The organism is Nonomuraea sp. NPDC050663 (genome assembly GCF_044456985.1).
In the GTDB taxonomy this organism is placed as follows: Bacteria; Actinomycetota; Actinomycetes; order Streptosporangiales; family Streptosporangiaceae; genus Nonomuraea.
Genome location: NZ_JBITGL010000003.1, coordinates 725,554 through 742,683 on the forward strand (window position 1 = coordinate 725,554; position 17,130 = coordinate 742,683).

Annotated in this window: 18 protein-coding genes; 7 read left to right on the top strand and 11 right to left on the bottom strand. The window is 72.0% G+C overall.

Annotated features, from left to right (window positions below; all coding sequences use genetic code 11):
- Positions 1–40: 40 nt before the first annotated feature.
- From ACIBH1_RS12245 to ACIBH1_RS12255, 3 genes are all read right to left on the bottom strand, one after another.
- Complete coding sequence (locus ACIBH1_RS12245) at positions 41–2,701, bottom strand: alpha-amylase family glycosyl hydrolase (protein ID WP_397313741.1); 2,661 nt, start codon at positions 2,699–2,701, stop codon at positions 41–43.
- Between the two features lie 156 nt (positions 2,702–2,857).
- Positions 2,858–4,300 (bottom strand): FAD-dependent monooxygenase, encoded by a 1,443-nt coding sequence (locus ACIBH1_RS12250; protein ID WP_397313742.1) that lies wholly within the window; start codon positions 4,298–4,300, stop codon positions 2,858–2,860.
- A 201-nt stretch (positions 4,301–4,501) separates the two neighbouring features.
- Positions 4,502–4,654 (bottom strand): hypothetical protein, encoded by a 153-nt coding sequence (locus ACIBH1_RS12255; protein WP_397313743.1) that lies wholly within the window; start codon positions 4,652–4,654, stop codon positions 4,502–4,504.
- Position 4,655: 1 nt separating this feature from the next.
- Here ACIBH1_RS12255 and ACIBH1_RS12260 point away from each other — a divergent pair, with 1 nt between their 5' ends.
- Positions 4,656–4,793, top strand: a complete 138-nt coding sequence (locus ACIBH1_RS12260) for a hypothetical protein (protein WP_397313744.1) — start codon at positions 4,656–4,658, stop codon at positions 4,791–4,793.
- Between the two features lie 69 nt (positions 4,794–4,862).
- Here the strand turns inward: ACIBH1_RS12260 and ACIBH1_RS12265 are convergent, their stop codons facing one another.
- The 3 genes from ACIBH1_RS12265 to ACIBH1_RS12275 are packed head-to-tail and all read right to left on the bottom strand — an operon-like array spanning position 4,863 to position 6,772.
- Positions 4,863–5,726 carry an HD domain-containing protein gene (locus ACIBH1_RS12265; RefSeq protein ID WP_397313745.1) on the bottom strand — a complete coding sequence of 288 codons (864 nt, stop codon included), beginning with the start codon at positions 5,724–5,726 and terminating at the stop codon, positions 4,863–4,865.
- Positions 5,723–6,043 carry a PadR family transcriptional regulator gene (locus tag ACIBH1_RS12270; RefSeq protein WP_397313746.1) on the bottom strand — a complete coding sequence of 107 codons (321 nt, stop codon included), beginning with the start codon at positions 6,041–6,043 and terminating at the stop codon, positions 5,723–5,725. The genes ACIBH1_RS12265 and ACIBH1_RS12270 overlap by 4 nt, the downstream gene beginning before the upstream one ends.
- A 45-nt stretch (positions 6,044–6,088) precedes the next feature.
- The gene (locus ACIBH1_RS12275) at positions 6,089–6,772 is read right to left on the bottom strand and encodes a TioE family transcriptional regulator (protein ID WP_397313747.1); all 684 of its coding nucleotides are present in this window, start codon (positions 6,770–6,772) and stop codon (positions 6,089–6,091) included.
- Between the two features lie 91 nt (positions 6,773–6,863).
- On the opposite strand from ACIBH1_RS12275, the gene ACIBH1_RS12280 reads away from it, so the two are divergent.
- Together ACIBH1_RS12280 and ACIBH1_RS12285 are read left to right on the top strand one after the other, a co-directional pair.
- Positions 6,864–8,039: an erythromycin esterase family protein gene (locus ACIBH1_RS12280; protein ID WP_397313748.1), complete on the top strand. Its 1,176-nt coding sequence runs from the start codon at positions 6,864–6,866 to the stop codon at positions 8,037–8,039.
- A gap of 108 nt (positions 8,040–8,147) precedes the next feature.
- Positions 8,148–9,083 carry an NADP-dependent oxidoreductase gene (locus ACIBH1_RS12285; RefSeq protein WP_397313749.1) on the top strand — a complete coding sequence of 312 codons (936 nt, stop codon included), beginning with the start codon at positions 8,148–8,150 and terminating at the stop codon, positions 9,081–9,083.
- Here ACIBH1_RS12285 and ACIBH1_RS12290 read toward each other — a convergent pair.
- From ACIBH1_RS12290 to ACIBH1_RS12300, 3 genes are all read right to left on the bottom strand, one after another.
- A complete protein-coding gene (locus ACIBH1_RS12290; RefSeq protein WP_397313750.1) occupies positions 9,070–9,915 on the bottom strand; it encodes an NAD(P)-binding domain-containing protein in 846 nt (281 codons plus the stop codon). The genes ACIBH1_RS12285 and ACIBH1_RS12290 overlap by 14 nt on opposite strands.
- Before the next feature lie 50 nt (positions 9,916–9,965).
- Positions 9,966–10,775 carry an alpha/beta fold hydrolase gene (locus tag ACIBH1_RS12295; protein ID WP_397313751.1) on the bottom strand — a complete coding sequence of 270 codons (810 nt, stop codon included), beginning with the start codon at positions 10,773–10,775 and terminating at the stop codon, positions 9,966–9,968.
- 65 nt (positions 10,776–10,840) lie between these two features.
- On the bottom strand, positions 10,841–11,482 hold the full coding sequence (locus tag ACIBH1_RS12300; protein ID WP_397313752.1) for a TetR/AcrR family transcriptional regulator: 642 nt from the start codon (positions 11,480–11,482) through the stop codon (positions 10,841–10,843).
- A gap of 364 nt (positions 11,483–11,846) precedes the next feature.
- Here ACIBH1_RS12300 and ACIBH1_RS12305 point away from each other — a divergent pair, with 364 nt between their 5' ends.
- Together ACIBH1_RS12305 and ACIBH1_RS12310 are read left to right on the top strand one after the other, a co-directional pair.
- Positions 11,847–12,185: a DoxX family protein gene (locus ACIBH1_RS12305; protein WP_049561989.1), complete on the top strand. Its 339-nt coding sequence runs from the start codon at positions 11,847–11,849 to the stop codon at positions 12,183–12,185.
- A gap of 208 nt (positions 12,186–12,393) precedes the next feature.
- The gene (locus ACIBH1_RS12310; protein ID WP_397313753.1) at positions 12,394–13,185 is read left to right on the top strand and encodes an FAD-dependent monooxygenase; all 792 of its coding nucleotides are present in this window, start codon (positions 12,394–12,396) and stop codon (positions 13,183–13,185) included.
- A gap of 63 nt (positions 13,186–13,248) precedes the next feature.
- On the opposite strand, the gene ACIBH1_RS12315 is transcribed toward ACIBH1_RS12310, so the two are convergent.
- Positions 13,249–14,286 (bottom strand): saccharopine dehydrogenase NADP-binding domain-containing protein, encoded by a 1,038-nt coding sequence (locus ACIBH1_RS12315; RefSeq protein WP_397313754.1) that lies wholly within the window; start codon positions 14,284–14,286, stop codon positions 13,249–13,251.
- Between the two features lie 101 nt (positions 14,287–14,387).
- On the opposite strand from ACIBH1_RS12315, the gene ACIBH1_RS12320 reads away from it, so the two are divergent.
- Positions 14,388–15,329: a helix-turn-helix domain-containing protein gene (locus tag ACIBH1_RS12320; protein ID WP_397313755.1), complete on the top strand. Its 942-nt coding sequence runs from the start codon at positions 14,388–14,390 to the stop codon at positions 15,327–15,329.
- Here ACIBH1_RS12320 and ACIBH1_RS12325 read toward each other — a convergent pair.
- A complete protein-coding gene (locus tag ACIBH1_RS12325) occupies positions 15,299–15,913 on the bottom strand; it encodes a TetR/AcrR family transcriptional regulator (RefSeq protein WP_397313756.1) in 615 nt (204 codons plus the stop codon). The two genes, ACIBH1_RS12320 and ACIBH1_RS12325, sit on opposite strands and share 31 nt — an antisense overlap.
- Before the next feature lie 59 nt (positions 15,914–15,972).
- Between ACIBH1_RS12325 and ACIBH1_RS12330 the strand changes: the two genes are divergently transcribed.
- A complete protein-coding gene (locus tag ACIBH1_RS12330; protein ID WP_397313757.1) occupies positions 15,973–17,127 on the top strand; it encodes an FAD-dependent monooxygenase in 1,155 nt (384 codons plus the stop codon).
- The last annotated feature ends 3 nt before the right edge of the window (positions 17,128–17,130 follow it).

Sequence of the window (17,130 nt, forward strand, 5' to 3'; positions counted from 1 at the left end):
ACGTGGCGTCCCCTCGCCTCGAGGGGACGCCACCGTGGAGCTACTTCAGGTACGGCCCCGCCGTACCGATCTTGACCGGCGCGGGCCTGCCCGGAACCGCGCGCACGTAGACGCGGGCGTTGCCCTTGCCGGGCGCGGCGACCGTCAGCGTGCCGTTGGTGACCGTGACGCTCTGACCGGTGACCACGTCCACGTAGGTGCCGTTGGGCACGCCGGTGAAGGTGGCGCCGTCGGTGACGGTGACCAGCGCGAAGCTGTCCACGTCGCCGCTGGTGTAGCGGCGCTTGAACGCCATGTTGCCGCTGACCCCGGCCGTGGAGTACTGGCCCTTCTGCAGGGCCGGCACCGCGCGCCGGATCTGGTTGAGCCGCTGGACGTGCTGGGCGAGCGGCTTCCTGAGCGTGTCCGCCACCGCCCCCGAGGACTCGGTGACGACGCCGAAGTCACCGGCCCGCACCGTGCCGGCGAGGTGGTCGCCGTAGTAGGCGCGGCCGGTGGTGGCCAGCGGGCACGTCGGACCGCAGTCGATGGGCCTGCCCTTCTGGAACTCGATCTCCGAGCCGTAGTAGAGCGTCGGGATGCCGCGGAAGGTCCACATCAGCGCCATGTTCTCCGCCCACGCCTCGGTGCCTTCCGCGTAGCGGACGGTGGACTTGTTCGGGCCGTAGTCGTGGGAGTCGACGTAGACGGTGTTGTAGGTGGCGTCGTTGTAGCTGTCGTCGCTGTCCTTGCCGTTGTGGAAGGCGTTGGAGGCCTGGCCGAAGTTCATGTGCATGCGCATGTCGATGACGTTCATGCCGGAGAACCTCGAATGGTCGGGCGCGTGGTAGTCGTTGCCGCGAAGGAAGGCGTTGTCGGTGGTGGGCTGCTGTGCCGTACCCATCAGGTTCTCGTAGTCGTACTGCTCGACCACCGCCTTGGCGTCGTCGGCGTCGTAGTCTCTCCGTTCCTTCCAGGTGTAGAACTGCGGGCTGTGGTTGACCGAGCCGCGGTTCCACTTGTCGTGCACGAAGGCGGCGACCTCGCCGAAGACGTAGAAGTCCTTGGCCTTGTCGCCGTGTACGGCCTGGGCGTGCTGCTGGATGGCGGGCAGGAAGTGCCGGTTCCACATGAGCCTGGAGATGTGCACGGCGGTGTCGATGCGGAAGCCGTCCACGCCCATGTCGATGTAGGTGTTGTAGACGTCGATCAGGTAGTCCTGGACCGCCTTGCTCTCGGTGTTGAGGTCGGCCAGGTCGTCGTGCAGCCAGCAGCTCTTGGAGTCCGAACCCTCCCAGTTGCCGATCCAGCACTGGTGGTAGTACTGCGCGGGGAACATGCCGGTCGTGGGGCTGGGCCACTGGCAGTGGCGGATGAGGTAACCCTCGGGGGAGCGCTGACCGTTGGGCGTGCCGAAGTTCGGGCAGGTGTTGCCGGCGGGCGCGGAGGTGTGCCAGAGGTCGCCGTTGTACGGCCGGCCCTTGGCCCTGGCGTTCTCCGCCGCGCTCATCGCCGGGTCGTCGCCCTGGTGCTCGTCGAGCGGGTTGTACTCCTTGCCCGCCACCTTCTCGCTGTACATCCACCGCCACTCGGCGTCGCGCGCGCCCCACACGGGCGGGACGAACAGGCCCTTGGCTCCCCAGCGGGAGCTGTGGTTGTAGACCACGTCCTGGTAGATCTTGATGCCCTTGGCGTGCGCCTGGTTGATGAGGTCCTGGTAGGTGGCCTGCGGCGACTCCAGGCGCGGGTCCACGCGGTAGAAGTCCCAGCCGTGATAGCCGTGGAAGTCGTAGTCGGAGCGGTTCAGCACGACCGGCGTGATCCAGAGGGCGGAGAAGCCGAGGCCCTTGATGTAGTCGAGCTTGTCGATCAGGCCCTTGAAGTCGCCGCGGAACATGGGGTCGTCGTTGGCGGCGTTGCCGGACTTGACGTGCTGGCTGCCGCCGCGGTTGTTGGAGGAGTCGCCGTCGTTGAAGCGGGCGGTCATGACGAAGTAGATGCTGTCCTCGCGGGGGTCGCCGCCGAGCGGTGTGCCGGGGACGGGTTGCGGGGCCGAGCCCGTCTCGGCGCTGGCCGGGGCGCTGGCGGGTGAGGCGTTGGCGGCCGCGTCCACGGCCCTGACCGTGTAGGTGTAGGTCGTGTCGGGGTCCAGCCCGGCGTCGGTGTAGACCGTGCCGGTCCCGGTGGTCAGGGTCTGCGGGGCGCCGGAGCCCTTCGTGCGCGAGATCCGGTAGCCGGTGACGGCGACGTCGTCGGTGGACTCGGTCCAGCTCAGCTTGATCGTGGTGCCCTGGGCGGTGGCGGTCAGGGAGGCGGGCGTGCTGGGCGGCGTGGTGTCGGGGGTCTGCGGGGCGCAGGGGTCGGCGGCGCCGGCGGTGACGGCGCCGTCCTTGACGGTGGTCGTGCCGAGGCCGAGGGTGTAGTCGCCTCCGCCGTTGTTGTCCCAGGTGCCGGAGCCGTTGTTGAAGGCGGCCTTGAGTCCGGTGGCGGTGCCGAGGTCGATGGTCTTCTTCTTCCAGCCCGCGCAGGCCGTTTCGCCCATGGGCAGGCCGGGGGCGGTGGTCCAGGTTCCGCCGGTGGGGGCGTAGTGGATGTTGGCCGTGGTCCAGGTCGTGGCGTAGAAGACGGTGACGGAGGTGGCCGCCGAGGCGGTCGGGGGAGGGGAGAGGGTCGCCACCAGGCTCGCGGCGGCGAGCGTGGCCAGGCGCGCGGTCACACGCATGTCTGATCCCTTGGGCAGCAAATCGGGGGTGTTGCCCGGAAATTACTCAGAGGTTGCGGCGATTGCAATGATCTGCTGAAAATTGCTGAAATTTCTTGCGAGCCGGGTGCAGGCGCGGAGGTGCTGGCCGAGGCGTCCCCCGGCCAGCACCCGTGGTCACGCGCCGAACCACCGGCAGAGGTGCTCGTCCAGCTCCCCCTGGTCGTCCCCGACCCAGGCGACGTGACCGTCGGGCCGCAGCAGCACCCCGGGACCGTCCAGCGCGACCGTCGGATCGGCGAGATAGTCGACCCGGTCCGACCAGGTGCCCACGTCCAGGCGCTCCGTGCGGTCCAGCACCAGGCCGCGCCCGCCACGCAGCACGTCGTACAACCGCCCCTGCTTCAGCTCCAGGTCGGGCAGGCGGCGGCCGACCAGGTCAGGGCCCGGGCCGAAGTCGTAGCGGATGCCGGTAGCGGTGATCTTCTCCAGCAGGTGGCGGTTGACCTCGTCGAAGTCCATGAGCTCGGTGAGCAGCCGCCGTACGGCCTGCGGGCCCGGTTCGGTGGACAGCAGTTCCGTCTGGGCGCGCGTGTTGTCGAGTACGGCCTCGGCGACCGGATGGCATTCGGCCTCGTAGGTGTCGAGCAGGGTGTCCGGCGCCCAGCCGCGCACCTGGGCGGCCAGCTTCCAGCCGAGGTTGAACGCGTCCTGGAGGCCCAGGTTGAGCCCCTGCCCGCCGATGGGCGGATGGATGTGCGCGGCGTCTCCCGCCAGCAGCACCCGCCCGACCCGGTAGTGCTCGGCCAGCCGGGTGGCGTCCCCGAAGCGCGACAGCCAGCGCGGTGAGTGCACGCCGAAGTCGGTCCCGGCGACGGCGCGCAGGTGGTGGCGGAAGTCCTCCAGGGCTGGCGGTTGCGTGCGATCGGCCACACCCGCGACGGGGACCACGACGCTGTAGACGCCCGCGCCGAAGGGCCTGAGCCAGAACCGCTGGTGCGTCGCGCTGACCTCGGCCACCTTGGCGGCGATCTCCTCCTGCGGCGCGGCCGCCTCCATCTCGCCCATCAGCGTGTCGTTGCGCGAGGGCTCGCCGGGGAAGCCGACGCCGAGCAGCTTGCGCACCGTGCTGCGCCCGCCGTCGCAGCCGACGAGGAAACGGGTCCGCAGCCGTTCGCCGGAGTCCAACTCGATAGTCACGCCGTCGTCGTCCTGCTCGAGCCCGGCCACGGCGCGACCGCGCCTGACCTGCGCGCCCAACGCGAGCGCGTGCTCTTCGAGCAGGCGGACGATGACCGGTTGCGGGATGCCCAGCAGGTAGTTGTGCGCCGAGTCGATGCCCTTGGGCGCGGGCTTGTTGATGGCGGCGAAGAATCCGGCGGCCGGGCGCCGCCGTCCGTGCTCGAGCAGCCGCTCCAGCAGGCCGCGCATCGCCATCAGCTCCAGGCTGCGGATGTGCAGGGCGACGATGCGGACGAACGACGCGGGCTCGGTGTCCTTCTCCAGGACCAGGACCCGCACCTCGTGCAGTCGCAGCTCGGCGGCGAGCATCGCGCCGGTCGGGCCGCAGCCGGCGATGATCACGTCGTACGGCTCGGCGGTAGAAGGCGAAAAGTTCATCGGTGTTGCCTTTCGGGAGTGCCTTGTCAGGAAGGCGCCCCCGGCGACACCTACGTCAGTCGCCCGGCCGTGATCCCAGAGGGGAGCACCCACGTCGGTCCAGCGTTCATGGGTCCCACCTCCTCGGGCGATGTCACGGTCTGCTTCAACGCTACAAGCCCTGACCTGGTCGCGTCCAACTAATATCCGATCATGAACGAGTCACCGAGGCGTACCGTGGCCCGTGCCCTGCTGGCCGTACAGACGCAGGACCTGTCGGTGCTCGTGGCCGACGCGGCCGACGGGGCGCTCGTCGCTCTCGACGGGCTCCCGGCGATGCCCGATCCGCGGCTGCTGGGCCTGCCTCTCCTGCACGGTGGACTCCGACCAGGTGCTCGACGTCGAGACGGGGGTCATGACGGACGGCGGCATCCGCCCGCTCCTCACCTCGCACGAGTCGTTCGTGGCGATGTTCACCGCAGCCAGCCCGCTCTGGCAGGGTGCCAGCGGATGACGCCTGCCATGGCCTTCCTGTCCTCCGTCGACGTTTCGTCCGTCACCGGCCGGGACCTGGGCCCGGGTCTCAGCGTTTGAGCCGGGCTCGCAGCCACTCGACTCCCGCTCCCAGCAGGGGCGGGATGGTGATCAGCAGGGTGAGTGCTTCGCTGCGGCTGCCGGCGTCCAGCACCAGCCACGCCAGGGGCGGCGTGAGCACGGCCCAGGTGCGCAGGTTGGAGCGCAGCAGCCATCGCAGCCACCGCCCCAGCGCCGCGCGCGGCGCCGACAGCGGGGTGCGAAGGGCGGCTGCCAGGCGGGGCATGCTCGCCAGCAGCTGCAGCGTGTAGAGCAGCCGTTCGCGCCGCCCGGGCAGCCGGTGCAGGTCGCTCTGCCACTCCTCCACGTACCTGTCGCGGGCGTGCGCGGGCAGCAGCACGGCGCCGGTGCTGACCGCCTGGAAGGCCAGCCCGCCGTCACCCTGGCGCGCCGTGGCGAGGGCGTCGAGCTCGTCGCGTAGCCGCCCCAGGCCCAGCTGCTGCGCCATGGGCACGAACACCTCGAGTGTCTCGCGCGCCTTGAGACGCGCCTTCTCGGCGGGCAGGAAGTCGGCGGTGCGCATGTTGTGCAGCCGGTCGGCCAGCTTGAGCGTGCGGCAGCGCTCGCTGACCGGTTGCGAGGTGTCGTAGGCGAAGCCCTGCACCTCCAGGACCAGGTCCGTGATCTCGTCGCCGAACTCGGCGCGCAGCTGCTCCTGGGGGCAGGCGGTGTCGTCGAGGACGTCGTGCAGGAGGGCCGCGCAGATCAGCACGGTGTCGTCGCCGGCGCCGAGCTCGGTGAGGATTCGTGCGACGGCCTCCGGGTGGGTGATGTACGGTTCACCGCTCTTGCGCAGCTGCCCCCGATGCCAGTAGGCGGCGACTGTGTGGGCTCGTCGGACCAGGTCGTTCATGCCGGCACCCAGGAGGGCGGGGGCTGGCGGCGCTTGCCGTACGCCCGGTTGACGGCCGCCGGGGCGGCGGCGCGGCCCTTGTCGGTGATCGTGTAGTAGCGGCGCCTGGGGCGGCCGGACCCGTCGTAGTCGGCGCTCGGCTCCCAGGCGCTCTCGACCCAGCCGCAGCCTTCGAGCCGGGCGAGGATCACGTAGATCGTGCCGGAGGGCAGCGCGGTCGCGTTGCACAGTTCCAGCCCGTAGCGGACCCGTGCGGGGTCGGCGAAGAACACCTCCAGGACCGCCTGGAGCTGGAGTGTCATCCGGGGTTCACCCATGCTCGAACTCTACATAGCCCCGGGCTTGCCGCGGGGCCACAGTTGTCAGCCCTCGCGAGCGCGCAGGTAGGCGTCGAGGGCGGCCGCCCCGCTGAGCATGGCGCGGCCCCGCGAGGACAGGCGGGCCTGCCAGTCGCGCAGCGCCGACTCCAGCGGGCCGACGCCTCCGGCCGCGCGGACCTGGGCGATCAGCGGGGCGATCTGCTCCAGCAGGTAGCCGCCGCGCCGGAGCTGGTGGGCCAGCCGGGCGTCCCGTACGTCGGTGGCGCTGTAGACGCGGTAGCCGGTCTGCGGGTCGCGGCGTGGCCGGATGAGCCCGGCCTGCTCCCACTTGCGCAAGGTCGCGGGGCGCAGGCCCAGCCGCCGCGACAGCGGGCCGATGAAGGTCTCCCCGCGTTCCTGCGGCAGCGGCGCCAGGTCGCGCAGGGCCGCCTCGACGGCCTGGAGGGTTCGGCGGTCGTCGAGGAGCAGGCCGTGGCTGTCGTCGATGACGCGCAGCGCCTCGTCGACGGCGCCGCGGTGGACCGCCCGCATGATCGCGGCGGCTGTCTGATGGCCGTGCCCTGGGGCCAGGGCGAGGAAGGCGCGCAGGGCGTGGGCGTGCGTGGGGGTGTAGCTGCGATAGCCGCTGGCGGTGCGCGCGGCGGCGGGCAGGATGCCGGCCTCCTCGTAGTTTCTGATGGCCTGGGTGGACAGGCCGTGTTCGCGCGCCAGGTCCACGGGTCTCACAGGTGCACCACCGATGGAGGGTTCATGCCGATAAATCAGGCCAAACGGTGGTCCAAGTTTACACCGAATGTTCAACGATAGCGTTGAAGGCATGGATATCAAGGACATCGCCTGGCAGCTCGACGGCGCGGGCATCTCGGCGTTCCTGCGCTCGCTGGCCTCCCGTCCCCAGCTGCTCGGCCTCGGCGAGGCCAGGCACTTCGTGGGCGAACTGGGCGAGCTGCGCAACGAGATCTTCCGTCACCTGGTCGAGCACGAGGGCTACCGCGTGTTCGCCATCGAGAGCGACTGCCTCAAGGGCCGCCTGGTCGACGCCTACGTCACCACCGGCGAGGGCAGCCTCGACGACGTCATGGAGCGCGGCTTCAGCCACGACTTCGGCACCGTCGCCGCAAACCGCGAGCTCGTGCGCTGGATGCGGTCCTACAACCAGGACCACGACGACAAGGTGCGCTTCCACGGCTTCGACGGCCCCCTGGAGTACTGGGCGGCGAGCCCGCGCGAGGCGCTCACCGGCCTGTACGCCCTGCTCGACGGCCCGCTGCGCGAGGGGATCGTCACCGCCGAGGCCCTGGAGGAACTGCTGGGGGCCGACGAGCGGTGGTCGAACCAGGCCGCCGCCATGGACTCCTCCCAGTCGATCGGCAGGACCGCCGAGGCCCAGCGGCTGCGCCTGATCGCCGACGACCTGGCGGCCCTGCTCGAACTGCAGGCGCCGCAGCTGACGGCCGGGGACAGGGAGCTGGCGGCCCTGTACGCGCGCACCGCCACCGGCCTGCTGCGCTACCACTACTGGATGGCCGACGACTCCCCGCTGCGCTGGAGCCGCCTGTCGGCCCTGCGCGACGCGATGATGGCCGCCAACCTGCGCGCCACAGCGGAGCACGGCCCCGCCCTGGTCTTCGCCTCCAACCTGCACCTGCAGCGCCACCTGACCGTGATGTCCTTCGGCGACCACCAGCTGCGGTGGTGGAGCGCGGGAGCGATCATCTCGGCGGGCCTGGGCGAGCGCTACGCCTTCCTGGCCTCGGCTTTCGGCGCGGTCGCCGACGACGTCCCCGCGCCCGACACCGTCGAGGGCGCCCTGTCCACGCTGCCTTGGGAGCACGCGCTCGTCGACGCCCGCCGCCTGCCCGAGGTGGCCGAGACGCCCTCGCGGCGCACCACCGGGGATTTCGCCTACTTCCCGCTGGATGCCGCCCATCTCGACCAGGTCGACGCGGTCGTCTTCCTGCGGCGGGTGAGCGACGTCCGCAAGGTCGGCTGACGCTTCTGCGCTGGGACTCGCCAGTTCGTTGATTGTTGAAGTAAGGGCTGTCCAGCTGGCGGACGCCTTCTTACGATCAAGGAACTTCCCCCCTTCGAAGGAGAGTCCATGCGAGCAGTCGTGGTGCGCGGCTACGGTGGCCCCGAGGCGCTGGAGGTCGCCGACCTCCCGTTACCCGAGCCGGGCCCCGGCCAGGTCCGGGTCCGGATCGAGGCCGCGTCGGTCAACCCGCTCGACGTGTTCGTCCGCACCGGCGGCATGCAGGCCGCAGGGATGGCCGAGCCGCGCGAGTCCACCGGCCTCGGCGTCGACCTCGCCGGGGTCGTCGACGCGGCCGGGCCGGAGGCGGGCGGCCTGCGGCCCGGCGACCGCGTGATCGGCCTGTCGCTCAACCTCGCCCACGACAGCGGCACCTACGCCGAATACTGCGTCGCCGACCCGGCCGTGCTCGCCGCCGCGCCGCAGCGGGCGAGCGCTCAGGAAGCGGCCGGGCTGCCGCTGGGCGGCATGACCGCGCTGGTCTGCCTCGACCACCTGGCGCTGCAGCCCGGATCGACGCTGCTGGTGACCGGCGCGGCCGGGAACGTCGGCGGCTTCCTCACCCAGCTGGCCTCCCGGCGCGGCATCCGGGTCGTCGCCGCGGCCAGGCCATCCGACGAGGACCTGGTGCGCGGGTTCGGCGCCGCCTACTTCGTCGAGGGCGGCGACGGCCTGGCCGATGCCGTACGGGATGTCGTGCCCGGCGGCGTCGACGCCGCCGTCGACCCGGCCGTCGTGGTCGGCCTGGCGCACGCCGCGGTCAGGGACGGCGGGCAGTTCCTGTCGCTGGTCATGCACGGCATGCCCGAGGAGGGGCGCGACATCAAGAGCACCGTCGTCTGGGCGCACCCGGACCCGGCGCGCCTGGCCGAGCTGTCCGCCCTCGTGGACGAGGGAGCGCTGCGGCTGCGGGTCGCGCGCACGTTCCCGCTGGAGGAGGCCGGTACGGCTCACGCGCTGCTGGAGCAGGGAGGGGTGCGCGGCAAGCTCGTCATCGTGCCCTGAGCCCGGCCAGCAGGCCGTCCAGCGCATCGGTCAGGGCGCTCGCGTTGGCGGCGTCGAACCAGGTGGTGCGGATCCGCTCGTTGCTCCCGTTCGGGGTCTCGTGGTCGGCCGCGAGCTGCTGCAACGATCGGGTCCCGTCGCCGAGGGAGCGGCCGACGCCCTGGAACAGGCCGCGCACGTAGCCGTCGGCGACATCGGGGGCGATGCCGTGCCCGGCCGCCCACGACGCGAGCGTGGCGAGGTAGGCGTAGTGGGTGGTCAGCGTCCCGGTCAGCGCCGACAGCACGTCGAAGGCCGCCTCGTCGGCGACCGGCAGCGCCCCTCCCAGCCTGTCGAACAGGGCGTCGGCGACCGGGTGCGAGGGGTGGGTCACGGTGACGGAGCGGCGTTCCCGTACGGCGGGCAGCGGGATGGCCCGCACCAGCGCGGCCTTGGTGCCCAGGATCTGGCGCAGCTCGCCTAGGGAGACGCCGGCCATCACGTTGATCACGGTCTTGTCGTCGGCCACGTGCAGGCCGTCCAGCGCCTGGTGCAGGTCCGGGCGGCGGACGGCGATGATCACCACGTCCGAGGCGTCGGCGACCGCCTGGTTGCTGTCGCAGACGCGCACGGTGGCGTAGCGCCCGGCCAGCCGCGCGACCGTGGCGGCGCCGCGCGGCGACAGCTGGATCGCCGGCGCTCCGCCACCGTGCGCGTCTAGGCCCTCGTGTGGGCCCTCGTGTGGGCCCTCGCACAGGCCCTCGACGATGGCCCGGCCGATCTCGCCGACGCCGATGATCCCGATGCCCGGCATGATGTCTCCCTTGTCGTCCGGCGCTGTCAGGACGAGCATGCCGGTCCGCCCCGCGCGCCCAAGATCCGGGTCGCCGGTCCCGTCGAAGCTCAGGTGCCGAGCACGAAGCGAGTCAGCAGCGGTCCCAGGACTTCCGGTGCGGCGACGTGATGCTGGCCCGGCATGACGTGATGACGCCCGTCGGGCATGGCGGCGGCGAGCTGGGCGGCGCTCTCGATCATCCAGGGAAAGCTGTCACCGCCGCACAGCAGGAGCGTGGGGATGGACACGGCGGCCGCCTGCTCGGCCGGTGTGGCACCACCTCTGCTGGCGGCGCTGACCACCTCGTACGGGTCGTGCGGCAATGTGTGGGCGACGGCCTGGACGGCGGGGTCGTTGCTCATGTGCTCGACCATCTCCTGCGGCATGCCGGTGGGCGCCAGGAACGCCGCGATGGCCTCGGCCTTCCGGCCCTGGGCGAGCAGGGCTCGAATGGTTTCGGCCTCCTCCCGTCCGGCCCGCTCCTCAGCGGCCTGGCTCTCGTGCGGGTCCTGACCCTCCTGAGCGGGAGTGAAGGGCGGCTCGTGCAGGATGAGCTTGGTGATCGGCAGCCCGGCGGCGGCCGCGTGCAAGGCCAGGGCCGCCCCGGAGGAGTGGCCGTACACCGCGGCGTTGCCACCGGCCTCCTCGATGAGGGCGGCGAGATCCTCGATCTCACGCTGGAGAGTCCAGTCGCCGAGGCCGCCGCTGCCGCCGCGTCCGCGCCGGTCGTAGGTGATCGCGGAAAGCTCGGGCGCCAGTTGCTCGGCCAGCTCGGTGGACGCGGTGCGGTCGCTCAGAGCCGCCGTGATCAGGATGAGCGGTGGGCCGTCGCCGCCGAAGCGCTGGTAGGCGACGAGTGTGCCGTCTGCCGAGGTCACCTTGGACATCATGATCCTCCGGTGGTGATGGACTTCGGGACATGCGGGGATTCTGCTCAGGGACGTCAGCGCTGCGGTCGGTCGCTGCCGTAGGCGGCCAGGAACACCCTGATTCCCTCGTCGGCGTAGTACTCGAGGTCGGCGGGGGAGTGGTGGTCGTCGTCGGTGCGGAACATGGCCTGGTTCAGCGGGATCGACAGGATCAGCCAGTTGAAGTGCTGGGCCGCCAGCTCCGGGTCGGCCGCTCTCAGCAGGCCGCGCTCGGCCAGTGCGGTGAAGACCCGCGCCAGGGTGGCGTGACCGCGGCCGGGGCCTTCGGCCTGCCAGACACTCGCCAGGTCGGGGAAACGCTCGGCCTCGCCGATGATCAGCCGGCGCAGCCTCATGAGGTGGGGCTGGATGACGTCCACGATGTGCCTTCGGGCGAAGGCACGCAGGTCGGTGGCGAGGTCCTGACTGGTCGCCAGCGCCTCGACGCTGTCGTGCGAGCGGTGTTCGGCGGCGTCGATCGCCTCGGTGATCACCGCGGTGAACAGCCCCTTCTTGTCGCGGAAGAGCCCGTAGACGGTGCGCTTCGAGGTGGAGGCGAGTGCGGCCACCTCGTCCACGCTGGCTCCGGCGAAGCCCTTGTCGAGGAACACCGACTGGGCGGCGTCGATGATCTCCTGCCGTTTGCGGACCGATCTCAGTTGCGCCGGGCTGCTCATGGGCACCTCTTTCGCCGCCTCCTGGAACGGTACCGTACCGTACCGCCCATGGGAAGTCCCCGTACCTGCGCCATCAGGGCCTGTCGTTAACGAAGCTGTCACCAGGTACCGGGATGGTATTTCCCTGGTCGCCGAGGCGTTGAGAAGAGCCTTCCCAGGATCTTCGGAGATTGCGGGACGTGCCGGACCGTGTGCAGTATGTATTGGCCCGGATCTCCGGGGATCGGTCTGTGGCAAGCGGGCGCGTCGCCCTGACTTCCCTGGCCCCGCCTGGCTTGGGCGGGCGTCACCCATCGCCCCGGGCCGGACTACGACACACATACCCGGGATGTCACAACTGTGCGTGCTGGATCGTCCTTGTGGCATGTATGTCGCCATTACGCTGCTGACGGCTGCGGTCGTCGGCATGGCCGCCGTCGCCAATCTCGCCCGGCACCCCTACGGGCGGGCGCAGGCCGAAAGGCAAGGTGTTCCGGTCTCCTGGCAGGTCCCGCTCGGGTTCGTGCTCGGGGCGGGGGCCGTCGGGCTGCTGGTGGGGCTGGCCGTGCCAGTACTCGGGACGGTGGCCGCCGCCTGCCTCGTCGCCTATTTCGTGGTTGCGTTCGTCCCTGAGGTGCGGGCGCGCCCCCTGCGGATCGGCCCGTGGGCCGTGTACTTCGTGCTGGCCGTGGCCTCGCTCGTCACGAGCCTGACCGCGCGGTGAACCAACCCCGGCCACGGCATCGCTCTTGAGCGGCACGTCTCGCACATGACGAACGTGCCTGACGACACCCCTAGATAACGGGTGAGGCACGTTCCTTGCGCGCCCACTTGCCTCACATGCCTGACGCTTTCCCGGCACCCCTGATCATCCCCCCGGCGCCCCGCATGCCGTACTGGCCGACGGGACGATCCATCGCGGCGACCTGGTCGTGGGGGCCGACGGCACCCACTCCTTGGTCGCCCGCCACCTGGCTGGGGGCCCGACGAGCTCCTCCGCTGGAATCGTCGGCTTCTCCGGCCGTACGGCTGCCGCCGACCTCGGCCCGCGCGAGCGGCGGCGGCTCGGGCCCCGCTCGGGAATGGTCATCGCTCCCCATGGCGCGGCGCTTTACGTAGGCTTCCTCGACCCCGTGGGCAACGCCGTACTTGACGCTCCCGAGGGACGCTGCGCGGTCACCACCGGACCCACCTACATCTGGGGCGCGATGTTTCCCGAAAGCGCCGAGACCGACGCGTTCCGTGCGCTGCGAGAGGAGCACCTGCGTGACGCGCTGCTGGCCAGGTTCCGCCGCCACGGGTGGACGGAACGCCCGCTCGAGGTCATCGCCGCGGCCGATCCGGGCAGCGTCGCCGCCTTCCGCTTCAACGCCGCGCCCTCACGGGTGCGGGATCTCGCCCCTTGGCCCGCCGGTCGCATCACCGCCCTCGGAGACGCCGTGCACGCCACTCCGCCGACCGCCGGGATGGGAGCGGGTGCGGCCATCCGTGATGCCGCCGGCCTGCTGAGCCACCTGTGTGACGTCACCGACGGCTCCTGCACTGTCCCCGTGGCGGTCAGCCGGTTCGAGGCGGACATGCGGGTGCGCGGAAGCGAGGTTCTCATCCTGGCCATGCGGACCGTCCGCTGGATCCTGGCCACCGGCACACCGGTGGGCGCGGCCGTCGTCACCGCGGCGGTGCCTGTGCTCGCGGCGGCCAACCGGCTCAGGCGTCGCCGTTGATCGCGTCGCACCGGGTGGTCGATGGAGACCACCCGCGCGTCCGTGGCCGCTTTTCTCGGCTCTCTACCAGCTGACCGACAGGTGCGGGCTCAGGGCCCGCAGGAAGTCGGCCGCGTCGAACATCGCCCCGGCCGAGGCCACGCCGGTGGTGCGGCCCCGGCCGGTCAGCAGGCGCTCGACCGCCTCCACCGCGAGCGGGGCGCTGATGGCGTAGATGTCCTGCCCGCGCGCGACGGCCCGGCGCTCGCGGCCCGCGACGCGGACGCGCACGTCGACGACGAACGTCTGGTCCGAGCGGCCCTGATCGTCGGCGGCCCGCGGCGCGGGGGTGCCCTGGTCGGCCAGGTCGCGGGCGGCCTGCACGATCATGGAGGTGCGCACCTCGGGGACGTCGACGTGGCTGGGAACGGTGACGATGTCGGCCATGCTGAACTCGGCGATCACCGGGCGCCGCCCCAGCGGCTGGGGGAAGTCCCAGTCCTGCTGGACGGGGGCGTCGTCGTGGTACTGCAGGGCGCCGCCGGTGTAGCGCACCCGGCGGCCAGCGCGGCGCTCGTGGGAGACCTGGCCCGCGGTCCGGGTGCCGGGGGTGGGGTGCCAGCTGCTCAGGCCGTAGGCGACGTGGACCTCCTCGGCCGACGTCGCGCCGTCCAGGGCCGCGGTGGCCAGCAGGTCGCCCAGGCCGCCGTAGAAGGCCATGGCGGGCACGACCTCGACGCCCGCCTGGCGGGCGGCTTCGGCGTGGGTGGCGAAGGCGGCGGCGTTGGCCTCGATCTCGGCGGCGACGTCGACGTACGGGATGCCGGCGCGCAGGGCCGCCTCGATGAGCGGGCCGCCGGTGACGGCGAACGGCCCGGCGCAGTTGATCACCGCTGCCGCTCCCGCCAGCGCCGCGTCCAGGGCCGCCGGGTCGTCGGCGGAGGCCGCGGCTACGGCGGGAAGGCCGTCCTGGCCGCCCAGTTCGGCCGCCAGCTTGTCCAGCCGCGCCTCGTCACGGCCGGACAGGACGGTCGCGATACCGCGCCGCCGCAGTTCGGCCACGACGAAGCGGCCGGTGTGACCCGTCGCCCCGTACACCACCACCGGGCCAGTCGTGCTCATCGTTCAATCCGTTCATCGAAGGTCTGAAGTCACCCCAGTCTGGCGGGCGGCCCGGCTCGGCCGTGATGGTCCGAAACGCCATCATGCGTACACTTTCGGACATGCCGGTTGTCGCCATCGTCGCCGCGGGCGACCTGCTGCACTTCGAGCTCGGGGTCGCCTGCGAGATCTTCGGCAACCCCCCGCGCGAAGCCACCCAGGGCTGGTACGAGGTGCTGCTGTGCGGGCCCGCCCCGGTGCGGGTGGGGCCGTTCCTGGTCGAACCCGATCACGGGCTGGACCGGGTGGCCTCGGCCGACCTGGTGATCGTGCCCGCCAGCGCCGACGTCGACGTGCCGCCGCCGGCCGAGGTCGTCGAGGCGGTGCGGGCGGCGCATCGGGCGGGGGCGCGGGTGGCTTCGCTGTGCACGGGGGCGTTCGTGCTCGGCGCGGCCGGGCTGCTGGACGGGCGGCGGGCCACGACGCACTGGGCGCACGCCGAGGAGCTGCGGGCGCGCCATCCCCTGGCCGACGTCGACCCGGACGTTCTCTACACCGACAACGGCAGCGTGCTCACGGCAGCGGGCAAGGCGGCGGCGGTGGACCTGTGCCTGCATGTGGTGCACCTCGACCACGGGGCGGCGATCGCCAACTCGGTGGCGCGGCGGCTGGTCATGCCGCCGCACCGGCCGGGCGGGCAGGCGCAGTTCGTGGCGGCGCCGGTGCAGGTCGAGGGCGAGCACGTGCTGGCTGAGCTGATGGCCTGGGCACTGGGCCGGCTGGAGCGGCCGTTGAGCGTGGCCGACCTGGCGCGCAGGGCGAACATGAGCCCGCGCCATCTGGGACGGCGGTTCCGGTCGGTGTCAGGGCAGACGCCGTTGCAGTGGTTGCTGGCCCAGCGGGTGCGCCGGGCGCAGGAACTGCTGGAGAGCAGCGAGGAGAGCGTCGAGTCGGTGGCGCGGGCGACCGGCATGGGCACGGCCACGACGCTGCGGCGGCAGTTCAAGCGCGTGGTGGGGGTCACGCCCGACGCCTACCGGCGCTCGTTTCGCGGCGTGCTCTGATCCAGCGCGCCCCGCACGATGGCCTCGGCGATCGCCTGCGCCCCGTCGCGGCTGACGTGCTCGGGCGGCATCGTCACCAGCGTGAACAGCGCCCCGCCGTACAAGGTGACCAGCGTGGGCACCGCCGTGGCGGGGACGGCCAGCCCCAGCTGGGCGTGGTGGTCGGCGGTGAAGCGCAGCGACACCTCCTGCAGCCCGGCCAGCGCCTGCGCCAGGGCCGGGCGCCTGCCGGCTTCGAGCTGCAGCTCGAAGATCGCCAGATAGCGGCCGCGCAACCTGGTGGCCGCGCCGTGCAACGACCCGGCGATCAGGTCGGCGAGCTGTTGTTCGAGGCTGGTACGGCCGGCGGCGTCGTGGTGTTCCGCCGCCTGATCCATGTCGGCACGGTGCAGCTCGACGATGCGTTCGGCCGCCGCCAACAGCAGCGCCTCGCGGCTGCGGAAGTAGTTGGAGGCCGTCCCCGTCGGCAGGCCGGCGGCCTTCTCGACGGCCCGGTGGGTCACCCCGTGCACGCCGGATGCGGCCAGCAGCTCGATGGCGGCGTCGGCGAGGGCCCTGCGACGGGCGGGGTTGGTCGGCGGCACCCTTCCATGATATAGCAGTAAGCGTACTAGTACCAGCGTAGTGAATGGAGGTGGTGACCATGCGCGTCGCAGTGGTGGGCGCCGGGCTCGGCGGCGTGGCGGCCGCGGTGGGACTGCACCGGCACGGCCACGAGGTGACCCTGTTCGAGCGTGCCCCCGAGCTGCGTGAGGCGGGCACCGCGATCGTGGTCCTGCCCACCGGCGTCCGCGCGCTCGACGAGCTGGGCCTGGCCGGCCACCTGCGATCGTTGCCGACGGCCACTGGCCACGGCGGGCTGCGCGACTGGCGTGGCCGCCCGCTGCTGGTCACCGACCTGAGCGCGGCCCAGCGGCAGGTGGGCGCGGCCGTCACGGTGAGCAGGACCGACCTGCACCGGGCCCTGCGCGCCCCGCTGCCACCCGACCTGCTGCGCACCGCCACCGCCATCGACGACCTCCATGACGATCCCGGCATCGTGCGGCTGGTCAGCGGCGGCCGGGACGTCGCCCTCGCCGACGCGGTCGTGGTGGCCGACGGCATCGGCAGCGTGCTGCGCGCCCGCCTGTTCCCCGCGCATCCCGGTCTCAGGCGGGCCGGGCGGCTGGACCTGCGCGGCACGACACGCCTGCCGCCCGGCCTGGAGGCGGACGGCCTGATGACCAACATCCTGGTCGACCGGCGCACCGGAGCGATGTTCGGCCTGTTCCCGCTCGGCGGGCGCGAGGTCTACTGGTTCACCGACTGCGCGCTGAGCGGCCCGCCTCCCGCCCCCGAGCAGGCGCGTGAGCAGATGCTGGCGCTGATGGCCGACTGGCACCCGGCCGTTCCGGCGATCATCGCCGCCACCGCGCCCTCCGACGTGTACGTGGACGCGATCGCCCGCCTGGCCGTGCCGCTGCCGACGTTCGCCGTCGGGCGGATCGCGCTGCTGGGCGATGCCGCCCACGCCATGACTCCCGACCTGGGGCAGGGCGCCAGCCAGGCTTTCGAGGACGCCGCCGCCCTGACCCGGCACCTGGCCGGCGCCGAGGCGGGCGAGGTGGCGGGGCGGCTGCTGCGCTACGACGCCGAGCGGCGCCCGCCCACCAGCCGCATGATGGAGGCCTCCTCGCGCCAGGGGTGGCTCATGTCCCGCACCGGTGTCATGGCGTGGGCGCGCGACACCCTGCTGCGCGCGGTGCCGCGCCGCCTGGCCACCCGGCGACTGGCCACCATGTGGCAGATCCCCACATGACGG